This window comes from Weissella confusa, from assembly GCF_004766315.1.
Classification (GTDB): Bacteria; Bacillota; Bacilli; order Lactobacillales; family Lactobacillaceae; genus Weissella; species Weissella confusa_A.
Genome location: NZ_PVSN01000063.1, coordinates 13,662 through 32,696 on the forward strand (window position 1 = coordinate 13,662; position 19,035 = coordinate 32,696).

At 46.1% G+C, this 19,035-nt stretch carries 16 protein-coding genes, 4 tRNA genes and 2 rRNA genes; all 22 read right to left on the reverse strand.

All coding sequences use genetic code 11. The features are described from left to right. Positions 1-5: 5 nt before the first annotated feature. Entirely contained in the window at positions 6-1,586 is a 1,581-nt protein-coding gene (locus tag C6P11_RS08750; protein ID WP_135520400.1) for an ATPase P, read from the reverse strand. Between the two features lie 66 nt (positions 1,587-1,652). Continuing rightward, positions 1,653-1,742: transfer RNA gene (locus C6P11_RS08755), tRNA-Ser, on the reverse strand. A 5-nt stretch (positions 1,743-1,747) separates the two neighbouring features. Further along, a tRNA-Met gene (locus C6P11_RS08760) sits at positions 1,748-1,821 on the reverse strand. A gap of 35 nt (positions 1,822-1,856) precedes the next feature. Beyond that, a tRNA-Ser gene (locus tag C6P11_RS08765) sits at positions 1,857-1,946 on the reverse strand. 89 nt (positions 1,947-2,035) lie between these two features. Beyond that, on the reverse strand, positions 2,036-2,887 hold the full coding sequence (locus C6P11_RS11320) for an MFS transporter (protein WP_245299855.1): 852 nt from the start codon (positions 2,885-2,887) through the stop codon (positions 2,036-2,038). Next, positions 2,888-3,493 carry an MFS transporter gene (locus C6P11_RS11325; protein ID WP_245299856.1) on the reverse strand — a complete coding sequence of 202 codons (606 nt, stop codon included), beginning with the start codon at positions 3,491-3,493 and terminating at the stop codon, positions 2,888-2,890. It lies immediately after the preceding gene. Positions 3,494-4,042: 549 nt separating this feature from the next. Then, the gene (locus C6P11_RS08775; RefSeq protein WP_210114235.1) at positions 4,043-6,187 is read right to left on the reverse strand and encodes a copper-translocating P-type ATPase; all 2,145 of its coding nucleotides are present in this window, start codon (positions 6,185-6,187) and stop codon (positions 4,043-4,045) included. 109 nt (positions 6,188-6,296) lie between these two features. Next, positions 6,297-6,818, reverse strand: a complete 522-nt coding sequence (locus C6P11_RS08780; protein WP_135520402.1) for a hypothetical protein — start codon at positions 6,816-6,818, stop codon at positions 6,297-6,299. A 134-nt stretch (positions 6,819-6,952) separates the two neighbouring features. Then, positions 6,953-7,501: an NADPH-dependent FMN reductase gene (locus tag C6P11_RS08785; RefSeq protein ID WP_135520404.1), complete on the reverse strand. Its 549-nt coding sequence runs from the start codon at positions 7,499-7,501 to the stop codon at positions 6,953-6,955. Positions 7,502-7,802: 301 nt separating this feature from the next. Next, positions 7,803-7,886: transfer RNA gene (locus C6P11_RS08790), tRNA-Leu, on the reverse strand. Between the two features lie 64 nt (positions 7,887-7,950). Beyond that, complete coding sequence (locus C6P11_RS08795; protein WP_135388661.1) at positions 7,951-8,298, reverse strand: hypothetical protein; 348 nt, start codon at positions 8,296-8,298, stop codon at positions 7,951-7,953. A 72-nt stretch (positions 8,299-8,370) separates the two neighbouring features. Further along, the gene (locus C6P11_RS08800; RefSeq protein WP_135520406.1) at positions 8,371-10,554 is read right to left on the reverse strand and encodes a Tex family protein; all 2,184 of its coding nucleotides are present in this window, start codon (positions 10,552-10,554) and stop codon (positions 8,371-8,373) included. Further along, positions 10,554-10,997, reverse strand: coding sequence for a hypothetical protein (locus C6P11_RS08805; RefSeq protein ID WP_135520408.1), 444 nt, complete (start codon positions 10,995-10,997; stop codon positions 10,554-10,556). Before C6P11_RS08805 ends, C6P11_RS08800 begins: the two co-directional genes overlap by 1 nt. 79 nt (positions 10,998-11,076) lie before the next feature. Beyond that, complete coding sequence (locus C6P11_RS08810; RefSeq protein WP_135520409.1) at positions 11,077-12,369, reverse strand: O-acetylhomoserine aminocarboxypropyltransferase/cysteine synthase family protein; 1,293 nt, start codon at positions 12,367-12,369, stop codon at positions 11,077-11,079. 473 nt (positions 12,370-12,842) lie between these two features. Continuing rightward, positions 12,843-13,409, reverse strand: coding sequence for a ribosome hibernation-promoting factor, HPF/YfiA family (hpf, locus tag C6P11_RS08815; protein WP_003609015.1), 567 nt, complete (start codon positions 13,407-13,409; stop codon positions 12,843-12,845). A 156-nt stretch (positions 13,410-13,565) separates the two neighbouring features. Continuing rightward, the gene (locus C6P11_RS08820; RefSeq protein ID WP_135520411.1) at positions 13,566-14,240 is read right to left on the reverse strand and encodes a ComF family protein; all 675 of its coding nucleotides are present in this window, start codon (positions 14,238-14,240) and stop codon (positions 13,566-13,568) included. Beyond that, the gene (locus C6P11_RS08825) at positions 14,230-15,519 is read right to left on the reverse strand and encodes a DEAD/DEAH box helicase (protein ID WP_135520413.1); all 1,290 of its coding nucleotides are present in this window, start codon (positions 15,517-15,519) and stop codon (positions 14,230-14,232) included. The genes C6P11_RS08820 and C6P11_RS08825 overlap by 11 nt, the downstream gene beginning before the upstream one ends. 90 nt (positions 15,520-15,609) lie before the next feature. Continuing rightward, entirely contained in the window at positions 15,610-16,485 is an 876-nt protein-coding gene (locus C6P11_RS08830; protein ID WP_135520415.1) for a phosphate ABC transporter substrate-binding protein, read from the reverse strand. 227 nt (positions 16,486-16,712) lie between these two features. Next, entirely contained in the window at positions 16,713-16,961 is a 249-nt protein-coding gene (locus C6P11_RS08835; protein WP_135520417.1) for a hypothetical protein, read from the reverse strand. Then, a complete protein-coding gene (locus tag C6P11_RS08840; RefSeq protein ID WP_135520419.1) occupies positions 16,958-18,583 on the reverse strand; it encodes an N-acetylmuramoyl-L-alanine amidase family protein in 1,626 nt (541 codons plus the stop codon). The genes C6P11_RS08835 and C6P11_RS08840 overlap by 4 nt, the downstream gene beginning before the upstream one ends. A 145-nt stretch (positions 18,584-18,728) precedes the next feature. Continuing rightward, positions 18,729-18,845: ribosomal RNA gene (gene rrf, locus C6P11_RS08845) — 5S ribosomal RNA — on the reverse strand. Positions 18,846-18,935: 90 nt separating this feature from the next. Next, positions 18,936-19,035: ribosomal RNA gene (locus tag C6P11_RS08850) — 23S ribosomal RNA — on the reverse strand; the annotation flags it as partial.

Consider the following 19,035-nt stretch of genomic DNA (forward strand, 5'->3'; position numbering starts at 1 on the left):
ATTTGTTAATTTTCGGGTGCAACTACGGCCCGCAAAGTTAATGACAAGACCAAACGAATGATTGTTGCGACAATTGGTGCCATGAACAACCAAGGTGTAACAAAGATACCAAGGCCTGCAGCAATCAACACAATTAGCAAGACAACCACGCTTGTCCAGAGCAAAACTTTTGTGTCCGCTCCTAGCAAAGCGTCAGTTGTATCCCACAACTTTGGCAAGTCAGTCATCGTTTCAACGTGGACGTCAGCAATCATATCTTCCTTGCCAACAGCCACCGTCAACATTGGTGCCACTTCTTCTGGGACAGCTTGGTTCGTAATCAACATTGACTCACCATCGTTAACCCACTCGGCTTGCTTGGCAGCCTTTTCATCAGGCGTCAAATCAGTCGCTGGTTCTGATAACGTCCCCATTAGCTTCGTTAATTGTTGGACTGATCCAGATGTATCAGCCGTTGCAATGTACGTTGTAATGCCACGCTCACGGAAGAAACGGTCGATTGGCAAGACAGCCTTACTCATTGACGTACCAAACGTCATGACACCGACAACTTGCATGCTATCAACCACATAGCTGACAGAATTACCAAGGTCCTTATACATTGCCAAGACGTCTTCATCTACCGTGTAATCATTCGCTAAGACGAATGCTGCTGAGACAACCGCAAAGTGTTCATTCAAAATCACACCTTGGATACCAGCATTTGGAATAAGTTCCACTTCGCTAGCGCTTGAAGGATAAACACCACGTTCTTCAGCAAACGCCAAAATATTCTTAGAAAGCACACCGTTAACTGGTTCAACCAAGCCAGTCACAATACCAAGAATGTCAAAATCGCTGTAACGGTCGTCCAAAGACATCACGGAAGTCACCGTCACGTCATCACTAGTCAATAAACCAGTCTTTTCAACGACAGCATGGTTCACATCACGTACTTCATCAAGTGCGTGTGGATTTTGGAAGGTCACCCCTTCCTTAGCTAGCGCACGCAAAATGCGGAAGCGACGCCAACCAGCCCAGAAAGCTGGCCAGCGTGGATCAACGACTAGCAATACTGATGTTGCGACCGTCAAACCTGATTGCCAGTTCAACGTTAGGCCGAAGAAAATCAAGGCGTAAATTGCCAAAACCACAACCAACCACGTCAAACGACGCGTTGCTTGTTTCATGACATCATCTAGCGGAATCGCACGTTCACGACGTTGCAACAAACCAAACGTTAGCAACAAAATCGTCAACCCGCCCAACATAACGGGCAACGTCATGGTCTTCAAGAAGTCACCGGCAACTGGTTGCTTGTAAATCCAAGCAGTCGTTGCCAACCAAAGTGTTTGACCAATCAATGGCACCCACAATGTTGTGAGTCCCTCTTCTTGGCGTTGGCGCCATGCTTGCATCCCCACGCGCACATCAACCACAATCACAAACACCGTCGCGATTGCAAAGGTAGCCATCATATAATGTGGTACTGACAAATCCAAAAACGGACTCATGCCTAGTAACACTGGCATTATCAGCGCCGTCAAAACTGTCAAAACCACCCCAACAATTGCATATCTGAGATAACGAAGCTGTAATGTTAACATAATCCATAACTCCTCAAGATTTTAGAATAAAAAAATAACCGCGCCCAATGGACACGGTTATCAGTAAGGAGAATGTGGGATTCGAACCCACGCGCCGCTTTCACGACCTGACGGTTTTCAAGACCGTTCCCTTCAGCCAGACTTGGGTAATTCTCCATAAATTGCGGGAGCAGGATTTGAACCTACGACCTTCGGGTTATGGGCCCGACGAGCTACCAGACTGCTCCATCCCGCGATAATAAAATTAAATTGTGACATCAGCGATGTCAAAGGAGGATGTGGGATTCGAACCCACGCGCCGCTTTCACGACCTGACGGTTTTCAAGACCGTTCCCTTCAGCCAGACTTGGGTAATCCTCCAAAACATGTAAGTTACTTATCGCAACCACATGTAATATAATACGCATTTGCCTATTAAATGTCAACACTTTTGTTGAAGCAATTTAATTTTACTTTTTCAACTGACGTGTTGCCCAGACATTCGTCAAGACAGCCCCCAACATCAACAAGGCACCAACCCAGTAAATATTGTGCAAGCCAAATGTCATGATGTCGCGCAATGGCGCAATGTGACTAGCTGGCAAGTTCTTTGCTGTGTTTGGATCAATCAATTGATTCAACTCGGCAAAGTGCAAGTTGTGGTGTGACTGCAATGCAATCGACATTGACACATTAAGAACAACACCATAAACAGTTGTCATCATCGTTTGAACCATAGCACGGGCCAAGTTGTTAAATGACGTGGCCATACCAATTTGGCTTGGCTCAACTGTTTGTTGGGCCATCACCGTTGAGGCCGTAATCGTTGAACCCATCGTCAAACCGAAAATCAATCCAGTTGCTAGGAACAAAACGAATGGCGCATCCCCTGGCATAACAGCCAACATGATGGCATAAAGCATACCAACAAACAAACTAAACTTAAAGAGGTATTGGGCACTGTGCTTAGCCAAAACGCGACCAGCAATCACGGCACCGAACATCCAAACAACAGAACTTGACGTGACAACGAATCCAGCAACTGATGGCTTCATGCCACCAAGTGCTTGCATCCACGTTGGCAAGTAAATATTGTATGCAATGATAAATCCAGCAGTCAAACCAGCGATTGTATTGGTAGCTGTGAAGTCAACTGACTTAAACATCTTCAAATCAATCAATGGCTCTGGCGCCTTACGCTCACGCTTGATGAACAAGATCAAACCAAGTACTGAGGCGACGAAGAAAATCACCATCAACAACCAGTTTGCTTCTGAAATCATTTGCAAACCAAGCAACAAACCAACGATAAATACTGACATCTAAAGGACACCTGGATAGTCAATAATAGCTTGGCGCTTTTCAAAGGTATCTTTATAGAAGAAAATTAAAATAGCAATCGTGATAATGCCAATTGGCAAATTAATAAAGAATACCCAGTGCCATGACAAGTTTTGAACCAAATAACCACCAACTAGTGGTCCAACCATTGAGGCGACACCCCACGCAGTTGAATTCAAGCCCATGATCGAGGCACGCTTTTCGATTGGATAAAGGTCAGCCAAAATCGTAAAGGCAACTGGCATAATACCACCAGCACCAATACCTTGAATAGCACGCCAGAAGATCAAAGTTCCCATGCTATCCGATACACCACTCATCATTGAACCAATCAAGAAAATGATTAATCCAGATAGCATCGCCGGCTTGCGACCAATCAAATCTGATAACTTACCATAGATTGGCGTTGCCACGGCAGTCATCAACATATAAATACTGAATACCCAGCTCATCAACTTAATGCCGTGCAACGATCCAATGATTGTTGGCATAGCTGTTAAGATAACAGTTCCCTCAATAGCTGACATAAAGGTTGATAGCAGGATGGCCGCCGTAATCAATCCGACGTACTTTGGCTTTGCTTCCATCTTGTTCACCTGCTTTCTTTTGTTCGACTTATTATTCTAACATTTTGTAAGCTGAGTAGCGGGTTTAAGGTCCCAATATAAAAAATCACAGTAATTTGACTCATATTTGGCACTTTTTAGTTAGAGGCTCAAATTTACAGCATACTATAATCATTCAGAAGCGCAGATATGCGCCCCTGACTTATCCCTAGCATAATTGAAGATCCCCGACTAGCTGGTTTCCCCCTCCCCCTTAGATTCTTTTGCCAGCTAGCCAAATCTTCTTAAAAAACACGCGTCCCTCCTGGCGCGTGTTTTTTGTTGTCTAAACCTATTAAAAAGACTAAAAACAGTCAAATGTTCCCACCTCAGGCACTTTTTAACCACGACCCGTCATTAACTGGCATAATAACTTACGTGCTAACCCGTCACTAATTTCTACCATCTCTCTTTCCCTTTCTCAGTGGAGATTAGCTGACACAGCGCCATGGCTTTTTAGAGAGAGCCGTGTGGGGGTTAAAAACAACTTCATCAAAAAACGGCGGAGCAGATATGCTTCGCCGTTTTTGTTTACTTCTTTAGTTTTAACGTCATCGCGTTAATCGCCACAATGATTGTTGAGAGTGACATCAAAATAGCACCAACCATTGGATCAAGCTTAAAGCCAACAGGAATTAGAATACCAGCCGCCAATGGGATGGCAATCAAGTTATACCCTGCTCCCCACCAGAGGTTCTGGGTCATCTTGCGCTTTGCTTGGCGTGCCAATTCAAGCAACGTCGTGACATCAGCAAGTTTTGAATCAACCAACACCACATCTGATGCATTAATTGCGACGTCAGTTCCGGCACCAATCGCCACACCCAAGTCAGCTTGGGCCAATGCAGGTGAGTCATTAACACCGTCACCAATCATCATCACCGCACCGTTTGCTTGGTACGTCTTGACCAACTCAATCTTGTCGGCCGGCTTCAAATCAGCACGGACTTCGTGAATACCTAAGGCTGACGCCACGCGTTGGGCTGCTTTTTCATTATCACCAGTCAGCATGACCGGTGTGATGTTTTGTTGATGCAAGCTGTCGATAAAGGCTTGCGCATCTGGCTTAATGGCATCTGACAAGCCGATAAGACCAAGTGGCTCATCATGCTTCAGCAAGACGCTAACTGTCTCGCCGGTGGCCGTCGCTGTCGTAATTAGGTCACGAACCTGTTGATCCAATTTTTCTGGCAACGTTGTTGGTGACACCAAACGGTAGTGCGCATCGCCAATCATACCGGAAACACCCTCACCAGCCGTCGCCGTTTGGTGCATCACCATTGGCACGTCCAAATCATGGGCTGTTTTCAAGATGCCAGTAGCCAGCGGGTGCGAACTACCTTGTTCAAGCGCTGCTGCATAGCGCAACACGTCATCTGACGTCCAACCGTCAGCCAGAGCGTTAACGGTTTGCACCTTAAAGTCACCCTCCGTCAACGTCCCCGTCTTATCCATCAACACGTAACGCAAATCGTTCACGCGTTCCAAGGCAGCGCGGTTTTGGATTAGCAAACCATTTTGGGCAGCCAAGCCAGTCAAACGCGCAACAACCAATGGAATCGCCAACCCAAGCGCGTGTGGACAGGCAATAATAAAGACCGTCACTGCAATTGGCAAAGCATATGCAAAGCCGTGGAGCGCCGTCCAAATAACGAACGCCAAAATACCAACAATCATCGCAGCGTAGAACAACCAACCGGCCACGCGGTCAGCTAAGGTCTCGGCGTGTGATTGATTTTGTTGTGCATTCGCCACCAAGTGTTGCACTTGCGCCAAGAAACCATCATCAGAACGGTGCGCCACCGTCATCGTAAATGAGGCGCCACCATTTAGCGACCCGCCAACAACATGGTCACCTTCATGCTTCATAACGCCGGTTGATTCACCGGTTAGCAATGATTCATCCAGCGTTGGCATCCCCGTTAAGACGCGACCATCAACTGGTACGCGCTCATTTTCTTTAACCAACAAGACATCGCCCAATGCCAAATCCGAAATAGCGACATCCATGAAGTGATCACCATGATGACGACGGTGGGCCATCTTAGGCACCAACGCTGCCAAACCGTCCACGGCAGAACCAGCCTTCATCACCGCATTCATCTCGATGATGTGGCCAATCAACATAATGTCGATCAACGTTGCCAGCTCCCAGAAGAAATCCATCACCACGGCTTCGGGATGCAAGGCATTCATAATCGTGGCATACAAACTGTAGACGTAAGCCACCACAATGCCCATTGTAATCAACGTCATCATTGCTGGCTTGCGACTCTGCAATTCGCCACGGGCACCGCTAAAGAAAGGTGTGCCACCGTAGAAAAATAGAATTGAACCTAGCAACAATACCAGCCAGTTTTGACCCGGAATGCCGGTAATCGTAAACGGCATCTTCATCCCCATCATTGGTGACAGCAGGATAATTGGCACCGTCAAGATTAGGGATACAATCAACTTTCGATTCATATTCCCCATATGCATCATGTGGCCACCGTGCATCATCATGCCATCATGATTCATGTGGTCCATGTGGTCCATGTGGTCCATGTGGTCCATGTGGTCCATGTCATGATGCGCCATTGGCATATCCATGTCCATATGTTTTTCATTCATATTCATCTGATGGTCGCTATGCTCGTGCATGCTCATATCATGATGATGATCATGTTTTGTCATATCTCTCCTCCGTGTGTACAACTTCACAATTCATTCTACCGCCAAACTTTCAATAAGCAAAACGGTATTAAAAAACGTTCTGGCTCATTGCCAGAACGTTTCTCTTTCTCTAGTTAGCCGCAAGCACTGCCTGTTGCCGTTCAACCAGCTTTGGATAGTGCACTTTGATACGCGCCGGCATCCGGACTGGCTGGAGATTAACTACTAATTTGTTTGCTGATTCCAACTGCAATAGCGCATCCTTTTGTGCCTGCGTTAGTTCATCAGCATATTGTTGTACATTATTGTGTAGCATGACAGCACCTGTAATTTTCATTGCATAAGCTGTTATTGCGGTATAACAAACCTTGGGTACCGACTTCATGTAATTCTCAATTGTCGTATCAAGTGTCTGCGCTGCAAGCACATTCATCATCATACTGTGAGAACCACGCAAGTCGTAATACAAGCCGTTTGGTAACAAAATACCTTCCAAGCCCGTTTCAGGCTTGTTTGAACAGTCGTTTGTCGCCAAGAAGCGGCTGACTGACATTGGCGGATTAGCTGCCATGTACTCTGAAACCGCGACTTGCACAGACCCATTTTCTTTTAACCAATTTTCGATCCGTTGTGACTTCTCCATTGCGTCCATAAGTGCACTTCCTTTCGTAGCCGGTGGATACGTTAAGCGTACGCTTATTTCGGTCAAATGTTAAATGATAACCCTTACATATACAAAAATGACGACCAGCCGTTAAGCTAGTCGTCATTTTTTGTAGATAGTTATTATCCCAAGTGCTTCAAAACAAACGTGTTGTATTGGCCAGCTACACCAGCAAGGAATGACTTCGTTCCTTCGTTAGTGATCTTTCCACCTTCGTTTGCCAATTCGGCCGTGTTACCAATGTAAAGCTCTGGTTGGTGCATGATGGCCATGTCCAAGAAGTCCAAAGTGTTACGCAACACGTGGTGCGCTACAACACCACCAAGACCGGCGATTGATTGTGAGGCAGGCAAAACTGGCTTTCCAGCCCATACGTTTTGTCCCCATGGACGTGAAGCGATGTCCAAAGCGTTCTTCAATGCAGCTGGCACTGAACGGTTGTGTTCAGGCGTTACCATGATGAAGGCATCTTGTGCAGAAACCCACGCACGGAAGTCTTCATATTCCTTAGGAGAGTTAGCATCAAGGTCTTGGTTGTACAAAGGCAACGTTGCGATGTCGAAGTATGAAACTTCTGCATCAGCTGGCAAACCAGCAACAAGGGCCTCTGCTACACCAAGTGAGTATGAGTTCTTACGAGTTGATCCTACAATTACACCGTACTTTGTCATGATTAAAATCTCCTAACTGATTTGTACTACATTTCACTTACAAAATATAAGTCTATATGGTGTAGCACGAAAAAGCAAGGTGTCAAATAAAAAGGAACGTCCCATTTACGGTCCATTTTGACCCGCAAATGTAGGTGAATCCTGACTTAATGCCGTAATTATCTAACTTTTTGAGAAAACCGCAAAAACTTTCACTTCTCATTCACGGCAAAACAAAGTAATAGCAGACTAAAAACAACGCGAAGACAGCAAAAAAGCCTCGAGACACATCAATGTATCTCGAGGCTTTTTCAAATCATTATGCGATCGGCGGGGGTCGAACCCGCACGGTATCTCTACCACAGGATCCTTAATCCTGCGCGTCTGCCAATTCCGCCACGACCGCATGTCTGTACCGAAAGTATCAGCACAGATTATATTATCAGATATAGCGCTTATATGCAAGCTGACTATATCTCGTCATCATTGTTATGACGGGGTTGCAAGACCTCTACCTTAACGTCTTCAGCTGGTTCATCTTCTGGATAATTAATAATAATATCCTCATCAGCCGGCGTTACATCCTTACGTACCCCAGGTTCCGCTTCAGCTTCGGTTTGTTGTGACTTGTCCTTCTTGGTGATGTCATTAAACACATTAACAACAGCGTCCTTGAATTCACCCACCTTGTCATTAATCTTGGCTTGGTTTTCTGGATCAGCCAAATAGTCGCCACCCTTTTGCGCTTGCTCGCCCAATACAGTCACGACATCGCCAGTCTTCTTAACGACCTTACTTACTACGTCTAAAAATGCCATGGCACTTTCCCCCTTTTCTTTCTATTATACCTGGTTACCAAAAAAGAGTGGACTTTCATCCACTCTCCTCGTTTACTTTTCTTTTGGTTCAATCATCGTCAAACCGATTCGTTCACGCTTTACGTCAACGTCAACCACCCAAACCGTGATGATGTCACCAACGGCAACAATCTCATGTGGGTTAGTCACGCGACGCTTAGCCATGCGTGAAATGTGAACCAGACCATCTTCGTGCACACCCAAATCAACGAATGCTCCGAAGTCGACCACGTTACGTACCGTTCCTTGCAATTGCATCCCCGGCTTCAAGTCCTTCAATGACAACACATCCGAACGCAACACAGCACCTGGCGCGTCATCACGCAAATCACGACCTGGGTTACCCAATGATGCAATAATGTCTTGCAACGTTGCGAGACCGATGCCAAAGCGATCAGCTGTCGCTTGATTGTTCAAACGAGCCAATGGCTTTTGCGCGGCTTCACCTAGTGCTGTGACACCTGCCTCAGCCAGCAAAGCTTCCGCAATTTTGTATGACTCAGGGTGAATGTCAGTGTTGTCCAACGCATTCTTGCCATCTGGCAAACGCAAGAACCCAGCGGCTTGCTCAAACGCCTTAGGGCCAAGCTTAGGTACCTTCTTCAATTGCGCACGTGACGTAAACTGACCGTTCTCATCACGATAAGCCACAATGTTGGCAGCCGTCGTCTTCGTCAAACCAGCAATGTGTGTTAGCAATTGTGGTGACGCCGTATTCAAGTTAACACCAACTTGGTTAACAGCTGTTTCCAATACTGCATCCAACTCCGTTTCAAGCTCCTTCGTTGGCAAGTCGTGTTGGTATTGCCCAACGCCAACCGCTTGTGGGTCGATCTTAATCAACTCAGCCATTGGGTCTTGCAAACGACGGGCAATTGAAATGGCTGAACGTTGCTCAACTTGCAAGTCAGGGAATTCTGCACGTGCCATATCACTGGCCGAGTACACTGATGCACCTGATTCGTTAACCACGACATATTGCAAGTCAGGCAAATCTGACTTGATAATGTCGGCCACGAAGCTTTGTGACTCACGGGAAGCCGTTCCGTTTCCAATGGCAACCAATGATACACCGTACTTCTTCACCAAGTTAATGATGGTTTGCTTAGCGCCCTTAGGATCGTATTGCATACCACGCAATGGGTAAATGTGAGCCTTCTCCAAGAACTTACCATTCTCATCGACAACTGCCAACTTAGAACCAGTACGGACACCTGGGTCGTACCCGAGCACCACACGACCGCGCAAAGGCGCTGCCATTAGCAAATGATACAAGTTTGTGCCAAACACCTTAATGGCATCCCCCGCTGCGCGATCGAACAATTCCTTGCGCAGTTCGCGTTCGATAGCTGGACCAATGAAACGCTTGTAGGCGTCGTTAGCTGCTGCTGTCAAAACGTCGGCTGATTCGCCAGTCTTTGACCCAACCAAGCGGAACTTCAAATAACGCTCGATAGCAGCCACGTCAACATCGATGCTGCCTGACAACACACCTTCATTTTCACCACGGTTAATTGCCAAAATTTGGTGGTTCGCCACCTTATTCATCGGCATACTAAAGTCGTAGTAAAGTTGAAAAATGCCCTGTTCGTCCTTATCACCTGCGCCACGCTTTTGCTTAGAAACCAAGCGACCGTGGTCACGGGTGTACTTACGAACCCAGTCACGCAAGCCAGCGTTTTCACCGATAACTTCGGCAAATATTTCGTGCACACCAGCCATAACGGCAGCCACGTCTGGCAAGTCCTTGTCCGCATCGACAAACTTTGCCGCTTCAGCTTGCAAGCCTGCCGTTGGGAACTTTTGCACGAACTGTGCCATTGGCATCAAGCCAGCTTCCTTGGCAATCGTAGCCTTGGTACGACGCTTTTGCTTGTATGGGAGATACAAATCTTCCACCGCTTGCATCGTATCGGCTGCCACCAAAGCCTTCATCAAGTTTGGCGTCATCGCCTTTTGCTCAGTGATGACCTTTTCGACCGTCGCCTTGCGTGCTTGCAAATCTTCCAAACGCTTCGTGGCTGCTTGGATATCACGAATTTGGACTTCATCCAAGTTACCCGTGACATCCTTACGGTAACGCGCGATAAACGGCACCGTGTTACCATCAGCCAACAAATCAGCCGTGGCTGTCACTTTCTTAAGTGGCAAGGCCAATTCCTTTGCTACTTCCCCAACGATATCAATCTTTAGGGCATCATCTACCGCCGTCGTCATTACATTACCGTGTTCATGATGCGACGAACTTGCACCAAGAACTTCTCCATCAACGTATCTTGATCCGTTTCTGATTGCTTAAAGTCGTCCATGTTAATCGTTTGGTTTTCAACGTCCAATGACTTAGCCATCATTTCAGTGGCATCAGCATATTCACCAAACGTCTTCTTCATTGATTGGTGAACACCCATCAAACGAACCGGTGCAGCAATGGCGTTGATCTTGGCTGAAGCGTCCTTGTAAACGGCAACGGATTCGTCAAATTCCATTGTAATTTCTTGGAATTCAGCCTTTGGCATCTCGGCTACCTTGTCAGCCTTGATTGCGTCATCCAACTTCTCAAAGAAAGGTGCCACCTTGTTACCAGCGTCCTCAGTTGCTTGGATAACAGCCCCCAAGTTTGCTGCGTATTGTTGTGGTGAAACGAACTTCGTCTTAGCCATGAATAGAATCTCCTTCTTGCCTTTAACGGCACTGATAATTAATCAATAATGACTCTATTATAACAGGTTTCACCGTGGCTTAATCGCCGGTTGCAAAACGCAATGCTTGATCCAAGTCAGCCAACAAATCACTAATATCTTCAATGCCGACAGACAAGCGAAGCGTCTCTGGGCGGGTACCTGAAGCAATCAATTCTTCTTCTGAAAGTTGCGCGTGTGAGGTTGATGCCGGGTGCAAGATAGATGACTTACCTTCACCAGACGAAGCAAAATGCGTAAATACTTTGACACTGTCCAACACTTTTTTACCAGCTTCAGCACCCCCGACAACCCCAAACGTGAAGATTGAACCTGGTCCCTTTGGCAAATATTGTTGCGCACGCTCGTAGTAACGATTATCAGTCAATCCGGCATAATTCACCCACGCCACAGCTGGGTGTTGTGACAAGAACTGGGCAACGAGCTTAGCATTATCCACGTGGCGTTGGACACGCAAAGAGAGCGTTTCGAGGCCCAATAAAATCAACCACGCATTGAATGGTGACAACGTTGCGCCAGTGTCGCGGAGCAAGTTGTAGCGAATCCGATTGATGTAAGCAGCATCCCCAAACTTTTCCGTGTAAACCAACCCGTGGTAACTTTCGTCCGGCGTCGTCAAACCAGGAAACTTATCATTTTGCGTCCAATCAAAGTGACCGCTATCGACAATCACACCACCCAGCGCTGCGCCGTGACCTGACAAGAACTTAGTCGCTGAGTAGACCACGATATCCGCACCAAAGTCGAACACGCGTGATAGGTACGCCGTCGCAAACGTATTGTCGACAATCAACGGAATTCCCGCTTCGTGTGCGATGTCAGCTAAGACGGTTAAGTCAGCGATATTCGAATTTGGATTACCAATTAATTCAACGTACAACGCCTTCGTATTCGCTTGAATCGCATTCGTAACCGCAACCCAATCATCGATATCAACAAATGTTGTTGTGACCCCGCGACGTGGATAAGCTGTTGCGAGCAAGTTGTGTGTACCACCATAAAGGGTATTAGCGGCCACAATGTGATCACCAGCAACCGTCAAGTTTTCCAATGCGTAATTAATCGCAGCCATCCCTGATGAAACTGCCACTGCGCCTACACCACCTTCCAACAAGGCCAACCGATCTTCGAGAACTGCTGTCGTTGGATTCGTGAAGCGCGTGTACAATTGGCCTGGCTTTTCAAGCGCAAATTGTGATGCTGCATCATCTGCACTGTCATAAACATATGACGTCGTTTGGTAGATTGGCACACTCGTCGCATGTGCCTCCGCGTCAGGTGTATATCCACCATGCAAAGCAAGCGTGTCGAAGTTAAGTTCTTGTTCTGTCATTTTGTTATGCCTCATTTCTAAAATAAAAAGCCCATTCCTACCCCAGATAAATTCTGGAATAGAAACGAGCTTGTCGTGTTACCATTCTATCTTCATTGGCCAGTTACCCAGCGCAATCTTCATAACGTACGGTCAGGGTGCGAGATGATGCATTGACGATACGCGTGTCGTTGTAACGGCGACCAACCCGTTATGCGCTCATAGACTTGCCACTCACGCATACCAATCACAGGCCATTTTCATCAGCTGGTTAATCACTGTCTCTCATCATTCAACAGTTTTCTGTGCATTTCCCAAGACTAACTACTTTCCTGCTCAAATTGTTTCTCATTATTTTTTAACAATACCGATTGTATACTCTAATTTTTAGTAAGTCAACAACAGAAAAAACACCGGTACGAGATGCCCTATCATCTCATACCAGTGTTTGATTTTATTATAGGTTTTATGCGTAACGCCTTAATCTAACGAAATTATGCTTCCGTATCCAACAAAGCATACTTGCCATCGCGACGCTTGTAGACAACAGCTGGTGTGTTTGTCTCAGCATCTTGGAAGATGAAGAACTCGTGGCCCAACAATTCCATTTGCAAAACGGCTTCTTCTGCATCCATTGGCTTCAAAGCAACGTGCTTCGTACGAACAATGTCCAAACCTGCTGCTTCTTCAGCCTCAGCTTCTTCAACTTGCTCTTCAACAGCAAAGTCCAATTGCTCGATACCCTTGTATCCCTTTTCACGAGACTTGCGGTTAACCTTAGTCTTGTACTTACGGATTTGACGCTCCAACTTTTCTGACACGAAGTCAACCGTTTGATACATGTCTGATTGCGTATCTTCTGCACGCAACAACAAGTATGGCAATTGGATCGTTACTTCAGTCTTGAAAGTTCCTTCCTTGTAAGAACGAACATTTACGTGTGCTACATACTTAGCATCGTCATTCAAGTAACGCTCCAAACGTGACAAACGCTTCTCGATGTACTCAGTCATCGCGTCTGTGACCTCAATGTTTTCACCACGTACCTTAAATTCTAGCATAATTCTGTCTCCTATCTGACTTATTTTGCGTGGGCCTAGTCCCCTAATAATGGCTTCACGCATCTCCCAAAGTATCCTTGAGATGTCCTTTCGGTAACTATATTGTAACACTCAGATGACGAGAGAGAGCGTTTTCATAAACTGTTCATAGCTCCGTCATCTAGCTAAGGTAATCGTGCATATCTGTTTCGCACCACATTCATATAAACACGTCGCAGCATGTCGCAAGGTTCTCCCTGTCGTATAAACATCATCAACTAAGCAAATTCTCTGACCAGTTAAATCAAGATTACCCAATTGGCACATAAATGGCTGTGCCGAATTTAGACGATCCTGACGTGTTTTCAATGATTGTACACTCTTGTTATGCGATATACAACATAGAATATCATTTGTTTCACATATTTCTAATAGACCATTAACTTGGTTGAACCCGCGCATCGCTAACGTGTCGGGACTAACTGGGATTGGCACAATCATATCCACTGAAACTTCAGCCAACCTTTTCTGCAGCGCATTTTGGAAAATTGTTCGCAGATGATACCCACCCCGAAACTTATACTGCTGAAAGTAATCGTGCATCATCGCATCGTATTTAAACAGCGCTTGATTATTAAGTGGCGGATAGCCATCCCCTAACCAAACCTGGCAATCTTCACATATTTCTTGTTGAGATGCTCGACCACATTCTTGGCAAGTCGGGCCAAGAATCGGTGTGAATTTTTCCCAACATACCTGACAAATTGGTTGTTGGGATTTTGTTTTAAACTGCCAAAAATCAGTTAATTGCCAGGTTTCTGTGACACTCGTTCCACAAAACTCACACCTCATAATTTTGCCCCATTTGATTCAAATAATTAATCTCACTTCGCGCTGCTAATAATGTTTGCGTTCTTTCTTGCACGAATGATGTGACCACGCCGAATGGTCGGCTACTACTACGCCCACATCGCCCAGCAATCTGAATAAGCGCCGCCTGACTAAATACTGGGTCATCAGCCCCTAAAATAATCACGTCAATTCCTGGGAAGGTTACGCCACGTTCCAAGATAGTAGTCGTAATCAAAGCTTGTAGGCTTTCTTCACGCATTGCCTGCACCTTCGCTTGCCGTTCTGGATCTGACGCGTGTGTAGCTGCAATGGCGATTTCAGGTGTAATGTGATGAACCATCATTAGCACAATATCTAAATCAGCAACCGACGGCACAAATAGTAGAAAGCGTTGCCCACTTTGTTGATACGTCTGGAGCAATCGTCGTAACCGTTTAGGCACCTTTTTACGCCAATCGCCAATCCGACGAATTGTAAAATTCGGTAGTGGATTACCATGGAACCGACGTGGCAACAAACTAATCGCCATTTGCTTACGGCGTACCTCGCGCAATAACCGTGGACTCGGTGTCGCCGTTAGATAAAAATGGGAACCCTGTTTGGCGGTAGCCTGTTGCAAAGCACCAATTAGTTGCTGGTTTTCCGCATATGGAAAAGCGTCAACTTCATCAATCACAATGACATCAAAGGCTTGTTTGAAACGCAATAATTGATGTGTTGAAGCCAAAACTAACTGGGTATAACGGTATTCGTCTGGTGAATCGCCATAAAGAGTGACGAAATCCGTGACAAACGCCGCTCGAATACGAGGTGCCAATTCAACAATCACATCCACACGTGGCGACACGATGGCGACACGTTTTCCAGCTTGTAGCGCATGCGCCAGCATCGGAAATAACATTTCCGTTTTACCGGCGCCTGTCACGGCATATGTGAGATGTGAATCACCTTTCGCTAATGCTTTGATTTGGTCATCCGCCACGCGTTGCTGAGCTGACGTTAATTGTCCCGTCCACACACAAGGATCCGAATCAATTTCAAATGTATGTGGCTCAGGTATTGTCACTAAGACCTCCTGACTTGAAAGTCGTCCTAAGTTGGCACATGCCCAACAATAACCAGCGCCGTCTGACAAACGCCAATCTGGCTTAATTGTCGTCGCACACCGCTGACAAGTGTTGTGTTCAATTGCTGATGTCACCACCACATTATCTGGCAGTGTGGCCGTGTTCGTCACCGGCACTAGTCGTCCATAAAATAGACTTTGATCAAATTCCATAACATCCCCCTTGTTAATAAAGAGGAAGTTTTATCGTTTTTGTCCAAAAAAGAGCACATTGACTCTCTGTTCAACATGCTCATCTTATCGTTAATTCTTTTTGACGTCGCCGTCAGCATTCTTAGTAACCTTCATATCAGAAACCGGAATGTATCCCAACTTCTTGATTGTTGATTTCATGGTCTTTGATTGTACAAACTTGATGTAAGACTTTGTGTTCTTATCAGTCTTCTTCGTTGTGTACATATGCTCATAGGCCCAGATTTGCCACTTGTTTGACGCAACATTTTTATCCGTTGGCTTCACCTTATCAATGGCAACCGTCTTAATTCCCTTGGCATTCGGTCCTGTCGTGTATGAGAAAGCCAAATATGAAATAGCGCCTGGTGTCGTTGACACAATCTTTTGAACGGCGCCATTATCATCTTGCTCTTGTGACGTCTTGGCGCTCTCGCCGTCCAACACATCATGTTCAAACGTGAAACGTGTACCAGAACCTTGGGCACGGTTAACTAGGACGATATCTTCATCCTTGCCACCAACGTCCTTCCAGTTGGTAATCTTGCCCGTGAAGATGTCACGTAGCTCAGCCTTTGTCAAAGACTTCACCGGCACATCCTTGTTCACAACTGGTGCGATACCAACAACTGCTACTTTGTGATCGGTTAACTTTTTAGCATCGACCCCGTCCTTCTGACTCGCGAAGATATCAGAATTTCCAATAGTCACGCCACCCTTACCAACTTGGCTTAGGCCAGCACCAGATCCACCACCTTGCACGACAACTGACACGCCGGGATGCTTCTCTCCATACATCTCAGCGGCTTGTGACGCTAGTGGTTGTAAAGCGGTTGACCCCACAGCCAACACTTGCTTTTTCTTTGCGGCATTTGCATCATGCCCAACCAATCCCCCGGCTAATACGAGAACAACAGTACTTCCCACAACAAACTGCTTCTTATTCATCACTGACTCCTTCTCTGGTCATGTATTATTCGAGTTAGGTCGTAAGCGGTAAGCCACAGTTAGTAGTAGCAGATTGAGGCGCTTACCCCTTACGACATCTTTAAGTATAGTGACCCTTTGTATGTGTTTAGTCAGTGTTGTGTCATGATTCCATTGTGTTTTTGTAAATAGTTACTTTACAAAAGGAAAACGCCACCCGATTTTTCGAGTGACGTTCGTAGTCTGCTTTATACAATTGTGAGATTCATACGTGACGGCGTTGCCCAGCCGACAGCGTTTGTACCGGCGTTAACTGACTCCCATTGTCCCATATTCAACCAATACTCACGTGGACTCGTGGCATATGGATCAGAAATCAAGAACTGGCCGTTGCGATACCCAACGATGGTCATCACGTGGAAAGCCTTCTGGTTGGCCAGGTTCCAATTATAGTTTCCCCAGGTAACAACAGCCCGACCGTTACGAAGCTCGCTCATAACTGTTCCGACACCAGCCCAGTCAAATCTCTAATCCCTTTAACCATTGGCTTCAAACGATCTGTCATTGCCGTGGCAAAGATGGTTTCAACCTTGGCAGCCCCAGCGCTGTATGGATCACCATAGAATCCTTGCCATGGGGCGACGTTCCAGCCGTAACCCATCTGGCGATACAACGCATTAATGTCGTAGTAACGTCCCTTAACAGACGCCGCAATTTGAAGTGATGCTCCCTCACATCCTTGCGGCATACCTGCGTTTAGTTGTGAGTACCAGCGGTGATTCAACGTAATGGCATCCATCGCACCGCCACCATTAAAGTGCGCAATCCCGTAATCCACATTGCGTGAAGAGTTTGTCGCCTTTAGATAAGTCCCCTTATCAAAGTAATAGGTATCACCGTACCAGTCTTTAACACCAGTCGCGATACGCCCATTATCACCAAACATGTACCACAAGCCCCAATTTGATTGGAGGTAGTTATTGTCTTGGCGTAGGTACGTGTTGTGGTCAAAGTAATAATAACTACCTGCCCACTGTTGCACATCCGTCTTAATCCGGCCATCGCTACCAAATAGGTACCAATCACCCCAACGTGACTGCAAATAGTTGTTATCACGACGCAAGAAGGTATTGTGATCAAAGTAATAGTAACTACCTGCCCAACGTTGCACGTCAGTCTGAATGCGTCCATCCGCTCCGAATAAGTACCATTGGCCCCATCGAGATTGCAGATAGGTATTATTTACACGCTTGTAAGTATCGTGGTTAAAGTAATAATAAGTCCCATTCCAGTGTTGCACATCTGTGGTTGCCTTACCGTCTTTACCAAATAGGTAACTGGCCCCATTTTGCGTCACATACTTGTTTTTTACCATTTCGCCAGTCTTAGGATTAAAGTAATACAACCCATTCTGATAACGTTGCACACCAACTTGCTTAAGACCATTCTTGAATAAGACGTAATGCTTACCATCATAAACATAGCCATTCACGCGCTCGTTATGACGATAGAATACTCCGTCCACATAACCATTCTTTTCGATTGGCGCTGCCGGTGCGGTCGTTTTTGTTTGATTATTTGTTGCTTCTTTAGCTGGTGTCTTAGCAACTGATTCTTGCTTTGCAGCTGCACTTGAAACCGGTGCCTTACCAATCAATATTGACGGCTTTTGAATATCAGATGCCACTGAGCTAGTAGCGCTGTCAGCCTTGTCAGTTGCTGCTACTGAAGCACTACTAGTTGTCGATGCTTGTGAGCTAGCTGACGGTGTTGCGACCGATCTATTCGCAACGCTTTCGGCCTCTGAACTTGCGACTGTACTGTCCGCCGGTGAATCGGATATAACACTCTCATCCGTGTTCTCTGATGCAGCAGATGATTCTGCAACGCTTTCTGATTGTGCTGCTTCACTTTCATCCGCCACAACAGCTTCACTAGCTGCATTACTTTCTTCGTCTGTCACGACCACCACCGCATTCTCAATCGGCGCAGTTTCCGTTACCGTTTGTTGTGGCTGATCTTGCTGTCCATTTTCTTGTTCATCCGCTAATGCGGTCCCGTTCACACCTAGTACGGCCACAACTGCCGCACCAATCCCAGTCATTATCTTTCGATTCATACCAATGGGCCTCCGTACTTTTTTGCAAAGGATAGCACAAAAATTATGAATTTTTCTTCACCTGACTTTTTTGGACATAATAGGCATGCTCTAAAGGTTTTTAAGCGCACAAAAAAACCGTACCATTTCTGGTACGGTTCACGTTGCATCGCGACGTCCTATCCTCGCAGGAAGCGATCCTCCAACTACTTTCGGCGCTATTGAGCTTAACTTCTGTGTTCGGTATGGGAACAGGTGTGACCTCAATGCCATCATCACGACACGTTATTTAATTGAGAAAATTTAGCTCTCTCAAAACTGAATCATAATTTGTAAATCAAACTTCGTTTGAGCCTTACACCACGTTTTCAACTTGGTTAAGTCCTCGAACCATTAGTACTAGTCCGCTCCATGCGTCGCCGCACTTCCACTTCTAGCCTATCTACCTCATCATCTCTGAGGGGTCTTACTTC